The sequence below is a fragment of the Streptomyces sp. SID5643 genome (assembly GCF_009872555.1).
Taxonomy (GTDB): Bacteria; Actinomycetota; Actinomycetes; order Streptomycetales; family Streptomycetaceae; genus Streptomyces; species Streptomyces iakyrus.
In genome coordinates, this window is the sequence record NZ_WWIC01000215.1 from 34,824 (window position 1) to 41,686 (window position 6,863).

Genomic DNA, 6,863 nt, shown 5'->3' on the forward strand with positions numbered 1-6,863 from the left:
CGTTGAAGAGCGACGCGAAGCGCCGTGACGTCCGAGGAGGAGCCCTTGTGGAAGCAGTGATCGTCGTTTTCGCCCTGCTCTTCGTGCTCCTGTTCGGGCTCGGGGCGTACGCCACCGTGAAAGCGGTCGGCGCCGCCAAGCGCGGCGTGGACCGCGGCATCACCCAGGCCCGTCGCACGGTCGAGGACCACACACTGCGTGCCAAGTCCTTCGTCCAGCCCGGCGCCGCGGGCGAACTCGCCCAGCTCCGGCTGAAGCTGCGCACCTCGATGCGTGCCACGCAGGACGCCCTGCACGCGGCCGTCGCCGAGGACGAGTCCCTCAAGGAGTCCGTCGGCCTCTTCGAACGGCTCAGCGCGCACGGCTACGAGCTGGACGAAGAGCTCAAGCGCCTGGAGTCCGAGCCGGACCGCGCCACGCTCACCGAGCGGCTGCCCGGTCTGCGCGAGCGCACCGAACGCATCACGCACTCGGCCGACTCACTGCGCTGGGCAGCCCGCGACCGGGCCGGCCGCTTCGCGGACGACGACCTGGACTCGCTCAGCGCCCAGATCGACCTGGAGTCCGGGGCGCTGCGGCACTGGACGGCTCCGGAGCCGCACCCCGCGTCCTCGGCGCAGTCCTCTTCCACCAGGCAGCAGCCCCCGTCCTCGGCGAAGCCCGCGTCCGCCCGGCAGCAGACCTCGCCGTCGCAGTCCGCGCCGCCGCCGTGGCCGGAGGCGCCCGCCGCAGATGCCGCCACGGCCGGGCAGACCTGGCCGGACACCGCGCAGTCCGGCGCGGCGCAGGAGCCGGCACGGCCCGCCATCACGCCGCCGGCAGCGCGCCCGGCCTACCCCTGGCAGAAGAAGCCCCGCCCCGAGAGCACCACTTGATCCGGCCACGCGTGCCGCGGGGCGCAGGGGCCGGACTGCCGCACGGGCGCTACGGCAGGTAACCTCCAGCTCATGTCCCGCCATGTCGCGATCGTCACCGATTCAACGGCCTACCTGCCGACCCGGACGATGGAGCGTCACGGCATCACGGCGGTACCTCTGACCGTGGTCCTCGGCGACCGGGCGCTGGAAGAGGGCACCGAGATCTCGACCCGCGCCCTCGCCCAGGCTTTGCAGAAGCGGCGCCCCGTGACCACCTCGCGGCCCGCTCCCGCGGTCTTCGAGGAGACGTACCGCAAGGTCGCCGAGTCCGGCGCCACCGGCATCGTCTCCCTCCACCTCTCCGCCGAACTCTCCGGTACGTACGACGCCGCCGTCGTGGCCGCACGGCAGTCGCCGGTGCCGGTGCGTGTGGTGGACACCGGTGTGATCGCGATGGCGCTCGGGTTCTGTGCGCTCGCCGCCGCGGAGGTCGCGGAGTCGGGCGGGACGGTGGACGAGGCCGTCGCGGCCGCGGAGAAGAAGGCCGCGGGCACCTCTGCCTACTTCTACGTCGACACCCTCGACTACCTGCGGCGCGGCGGCCGTATCGGTGCCGCGCAGGCCCTGCTGGGGTCGGCGCTCGCGGTGAAGCCGCTGCTGCAACTGGCCGACGGCCGTATCGAACCGCTGGAGAAGGTGCGGACCGCGTCCAAGGCGATCGCCCGCCTTGAGGAGATCGCGGCCGACCGTGCGGGCAGCGCCCAGGTGGATGTCGCCGTACACCATCTCGCCGCCCCGGACCGGGCGTCGGCCCTCGCCGACCGGCTGCGGACGCGGGTGTCAGGGCTGGCCGATCTGCATGTCAGCGAGGTCGGGGCGGTGATCGGGGCGCACACCGGGCCCGGACTGCTGGGAGTTGTGGTTTCGCCCCGGTGAACGTTGCTGTGAGGCTCGGGTCGGGGCTCGGGTCGCCCGTGTGAGGGACGGAGTTTTCCACAACCGGGGCGTTGTCCCCGGGAATTGAGCAGGATCATCGCGAGCGGGCCGAGGTGGCCGATCCTCGTCGCATGGCACTTCGATCACGTTCACGTACAGCGACCGCGACGAGTGGGCCGGGCCGTGGGCCGGCGTCCGACGGGCGCGTTCGTCATCGCCGGCCCAGGCCTGTCGCACGCGGGCGGGCCCGCCGGGACCATGCGTCGGGGGAGGAACTCCGGCGGCGGGCGGGGGTTTTGTTCGGTGAGACGGCTGAGGCGGTAGTTGAGTCCGTTGAGTCCGTTGAGTCCGTTGAGTCCGTTGAGTCGGCGGTGTCTGCCGGGTCGGGTGAGCTTGCGGTGCCGGCCGCACCTGCCGACCGCGCGGGGCCGGCCGGGCTTGCGGGGCCGGTCGCGTATGCCGGCCTTGCCGGCTCGGTCGAGCTTGCGGGGTCTGCCGGGTCCGCCCGGTCCGCTGGGCCTCCGGGGCGGGCGGAACCGGTCGAACGGGCAGGGGAGCGGCGGGAGTCGGGGCAAGGGCCGCCGGGGCCACCTTGGCCATCGGGGCCATCTGGGCCACCTGGTTCACCTGAGTCACCATGGCCATCGGGGCCATCGGGGCCATCGGGGCCATCGGGGCCATCGGGTTCCGTCGGTGTCGAAGAGACCCGGCGAGGGCCGGCTGCCGTGGGTGCTTTCGCCGAGCCGGAGGTCGTGGACGGTGGCGTGGCGGAGGGAGCCTGGCGGGAGCGGGCCGGGCTCGCGCTGCGGGAGCGGATGCCGCTGTGGCTCCAGGCCAGGTGCGGTCTGGAGCGGCGGAGTGTGCTGGCTCTGGCGGTGGTGCTCGTCGTCGCGGCGGCGTTCGCCGTGCAGCACTTCTGGGCAGGCCGCTCGCAGACCGTGCGGCCGCCGGAGGTGGTACGGGCGGCGGTGCCGTTCGGGGAGCGGCAGGAGAGCGGGCAGGCCGCGGCAGAGCGGGGCCCGGGTACTGCCGGTGCTCCTTCCGGAGCTTCCCCGGGGCCCGCGAAGGCGGGGGCGGCAGCGATCGTCGTGGACGTCAGCGGCAAGGTCCGTGAACCGGGGATCCACCGGCTGCCGGCCGGATCGCGGGTGGCGGACGCGCTGCACGCGGCGGGTGGGGTGAAACCGGGCACGAACACCGACGGGCTCAACCGCGCCCGATTCCTCGTGGACGGCGAGCAGGTGATCGTCGGGGGGCCTGCTCCCGTCACGGGACCCGGGACGGGCGGTACGGCCCCTGGCGGCCCGGCCGGCACGACAGGTGCGGCTGCGGGCGGCGCGGCTGCCCCGTCGGCTCCCGTCCCGCTCAACACGGCCACCGCGGACCAGCTCGACACCTTGCCGGGTGTCGGCCCGGTGCTGGCCCAGCACATCATCGACTACCGCACGCAGCACGGTGGTTTCCGTTCCGTGGACGAACTGCGTGAGGTGACCGGCATCGGCGACCGCCGCTTCGCCGACCTGCGGAACCTCGTGCGGCCATGAGGAGCCTCCCCTCCCCGCCGTCCCGGCGGGGCGAGGCCGCCTCCGGGCTCCGGCCCGCCCGCTCGTCCGTGCACGCTTCCTCCGGCACACGCCTCGGCACCGCCCGTCCACGCCAGGAGGGCCCGACGGACCTGCGGCTCGTGCCGCCCGCCCTCGCGGCCTGGGCCACGGCCGCGCTCATGCTCGACGCGGCTCCGGAACGGGTCCTCGGCATCGTGATCGGCTGTCTGGTGGCCGTCGGGCTGCTGCCGCTGATCCGGCGGCGCCGCACGGCGTCATGGCCTCGAGCCTCGGCCGCGGCCCTGTTGCTGTGCGTGGCCGCGGCTGCCGCCTCGGCCGGGCTGCACGGGGCGGATCTGCGCCGGGGACCCGTGCCCGGCCTGGCGCGGGAGTACGCGACGGTGACCGCCGAGGTCGAGCTCACGTCGGACCCGCGGCTCACCCGGCCGAGGGTCCGGGGCGATCACGTGGCTCCGACGGCGGTGCTGATCGACGCCGACGTGCGGCGTGTCCAGGAGGCGGGAGGCACGGAGGTGACGACGCGGGCGCCGGTGCTGCTGATCGTCGACGTGGACGCGGCACCTCCCGGCCGGGCGGCCGGCGGGCAGGGGCGGTCGGCGTGGCTCGGCCTGCTGCCGTCGACGCGGCTGCGGGTCAGTGCGCGGTCGGCGCCCGCGATGACGGGCGGCGACCGGATCGCGGCAGTGCTGCGCGTGCGTGACCTGGGCGGACCGGACGTGGTGGGAGAGCCCTCGGGGCCGCAGCGGCTCGCCGGGCGGCTGCGTGCCGGGCTGCGCGAGGCGACCGACGGTCTGCCCGCGGACGCCCGGGCGCTGCTGCCGGGGCTGGTCGTGGGGGACACCTCGCGGATCACTCCGGAGCTGGAGGAGGCGTTCAAGGAGACGGACCTCACCCACACTTTGGCCGTGTCCGGGGCGAACTTCACGATCCTCCTCGCGCTGCTGCTCGGGCCGCCGGGACTGGCGCAGCACGTCGAGCGGCGGGGGCTCGCTCCCCGGCTCGGTATCTCCCTGCGTGGGACGGCGGTGCTCGGGGGTGCCCTCTCGCTCGGGTTCGTCGTCGTGTGCAGACCGGACCCGAGCGTGGTGCGGGCCGCGGCCTGCGGGGCCGTGGCGCTGCTCGCCCTGGCGACCGGCCGCCGCAGATCGATGATCCCCGCACTGGCGACGGCGGTTCTGCTGCTGGTGCTGTACGACCCCTGGCTCGCGCGCAGTTACGGGTTCCTGCTGTCCGTCGTGGCGACCGGTGCCCTGCTCACGCTCGCGCCGCGCTGGAGCGCCGGGCTGCGGCGGCGCGGGGTGCCCCCGAGGCCGGCCGAGGCCCTGGGTGCCGCCGCGGCCGCGCAGGCCCTGTGCGCGCCGATCGTCGCCGTGCTGTCGGCGCGGGTGAGTCTGGTGGCGGTGCCCTGCAATCTGCTCGCGGAGTTCGCGATCGCGCCGGCGACGGTGCTGGGGTTCGCGGCGCTGGCCACGGCGCCGGTGGCGATGCCGGTGGCCGAGGCGCTGGCCTGGTGCGCGCACTGGCCCGCCGAGTGGATCGCGCAGATCGCCCGGACCGGGTCGGCGCTGCCGGGTGCGGGCGTGGACTGGCCGGGCCGGTGGACGGGCGCAGCGCTGCTCCTGGCCGTGACCGTCGTGGTGGTGCTTGTCGGACGGCGGCTGCTCGGACACCCCTGGTGGTGCGGGGTCTGCGGAGCGCTGCTGGTGCTGGCGGTGGTGCAGCCGCCGCCGCTGACCCGGGTGGTCACGGGCTGGCCGCCGCCCGGCTGGCGGCTGGTGATGTGTGACGTGGGGCAGGGCGACGCCCTGGTGCTCGCGGCGGGCGAGGGGAGCGGCGTGGTGGTGGACGCGGGGCCCGACCCGCAGCTCGTCGACCACTGCCTGCGCTCACTGGGCATCAGCAGGATCCCGCTGGTCGTACTCACCCACTTCCACGCCGATCACGTGGCGGGCCTGCCCGGGGTGCTGCGCGGGCGGGAGGTGGGCGCGATCGAGACGACGGGGTTCGAAGAGCCCGCGGACCAGGCCGCGTTCGTACGGAGACTGGCGGCGGCACGGCGGATCCCCCTGACGCGGGCAGCGGCCGGGGAGCAGCGGCGTACGGGGCAGTTGGCCTGGGAGGTGGTGTGGCCGCCTCCGAGCCCGCCCCGGGGCCCGCCTCCGAGCCCGCCGCCGGGCTCGCCGCCCGTCTCGCTCCCTGGGGTGGGCCCGGGGCTGCTTCCGGCTCATCCGGTGCCGGAAGGGCCGAACGACGCCAGTGTCGCCATGCTGGTCCGCTCCGGCGGACTGCGCCTGCTCCTCCTCGGGGACCTGGAGCCCCCGGCGCAGCGGGCACTGGCCCGGTCGCCGGCGGCCGAGGCGCTGGAGGGCGTGGACGTGCTGAAAGTCGCCCATCACGGCTCGGCCTACCAGGACCCGGGTCTGATGGGCCGGGTGGCCCCGAGGCTGGCCCTCATCTCCTGCGGTGCGGACAACTCCTACGGGCACCCGGCGCCCGGCACGGTCGCGGCGCTGCGTGACGGGGGCGCGGCGGTGCTGCGGACGGACCGGGACGGCGCGCTCGCGGTCGTGGGAGGGGACGGGAGGCTGAGCGTGGCGCGAGACTGAAGGCATGAACTCAGCACAGGTTGATGCCTACCTTCACCGACTGGGTGTCGAGCACCCGGCGTGGCCCACGGTCGACGCGTTGCGCGAGCTGCACCTGCGTCATCTGCAGACCGTGCCGTTCGAGAACCTTTCGATCCACCTGGGCGAGGAGATCGTGCTGGAGGAGAAGCGGCTGCTGGACAAGGTGGTGGGTGCGCGGCGGGGCGGGTTCTGTTACGAACTCAACGGCTCCTTCGGGGCGTTGCTCGCCGCGCTGGGGTACGACGTGGCGCTGCTGGCGGCGCGGGTGTACGGGGACGAGGGGCGGCTCGGGATCCCCTACGACCATCTCGCGCTGCGGGTGCGGACGGTGGACGGGGGCGACTGGCTGGCCGATGTGGGGTTCGGAGCGCACAGCCACCTTCCGCTGGCGTTCGGGGACCGGGGAGAACAGGAGGATCCGGGTGGCACGTTCCGGATCGTCGAGGCGGAGCCGGACGCGGCCGGGGTGCGTGGCGGGCACGACACGGTGGAGGCGGCGGACCTGGACGTGTTCCGGGATGGCACACCGCAGTACCGGCTGGAGGTGCGGCCGCGGGCGCTGGGCGACTTCGTGGCCGGCGCGTGGTGGCACAGCACGTCACCGGTGTCGCATTTCACGCGCTCGCTGGTCTGTTCGCGGGTGACGCAGGACGGAGGAAGGATCACGCTCAGCGGGTGCACGCTCACGGCGACGGCGGCCGACGGAACGCGCGAGGTGCGGGAGCTGGAGACGGACGAGGAGGTGCTCGGGGTCTACCGGGAGCGGTTCGGGATCGGGCTCGACGAAGTGCCCGCGCTGCGCGGTCCCGCATAGACGCGTAGACCCGTAGAAGCCAATTCCGGCCGCACAGGGCCACACAGGGCCACACAGGGCCACA

At 74.5% G+C, this 6,863-nt stretch carries 5 protein-coding genes; all 5 read left to right on the forward strand.

The genetic code is table 11. From position 1 onward, the window contains the following. Nucleotides 1-47: 47 nt before the first annotated feature. The 5 genes from GTY56_RS24160 to GTY56_RS24180 all read left to right on the forward strand — a co-directional run bounded on the left by GTY56_RS24160 (nt 48) and on the right by GTY56_RS24180 (nt 6,799). On the forward strand, nt 48-875 hold the full coding sequence (locus GTY56_RS24160; protein WP_161367421.1) for a hypothetical protein: 828 nt from the start codon (nt 48-50) through the stop codon (nt 873-875). A 72-nt stretch (nt 876-947) separates the two neighbouring features. Further along, nucleotides 948-1,793 carry a DegV family protein gene (locus tag GTY56_RS24165; RefSeq protein WP_161367422.1) on the forward strand — a complete coding sequence of 282 codons (846 nt, stop codon included), beginning with the start codon at nt 948-950 and terminating at the stop codon, nt 1,791-1,793. Nucleotides 1,794-2,518: 725 nt separating this feature from the next. Next, nucleotides 2,519-3,337 (forward strand): ComEA family DNA-binding protein, encoded by an 819-nt coding sequence (locus tag GTY56_RS24170; RefSeq protein WP_524540138.1) that lies wholly within the window; start codon nt 2,519-2,521, stop codon nt 3,335-3,337. Beyond that, complete coding sequence (locus tag GTY56_RS24175; protein ID WP_161367423.1) at nt 3,334-5,964, forward strand: ComEC/Rec2 family competence protein; 2,631 nt, start codon at nt 3,334-3,336, stop codon at nt 5,962-5,964. The genes GTY56_RS24170 and GTY56_RS24175 overlap by 4 nt, the downstream gene beginning before the upstream one ends. 4 nt (nt 5,965-5,968) lie before the next feature. Further along, complete coding sequence (locus GTY56_RS24180; protein WP_161367424.1) at nt 5,969-6,799, forward strand: arylamine N-acetyltransferase family protein; 831 nt, start codon at nt 5,969-5,971, stop codon at nt 6,797-6,799. The last annotated feature ends 64 nt before the right edge of the window (nt 6,800-6,863 follow it).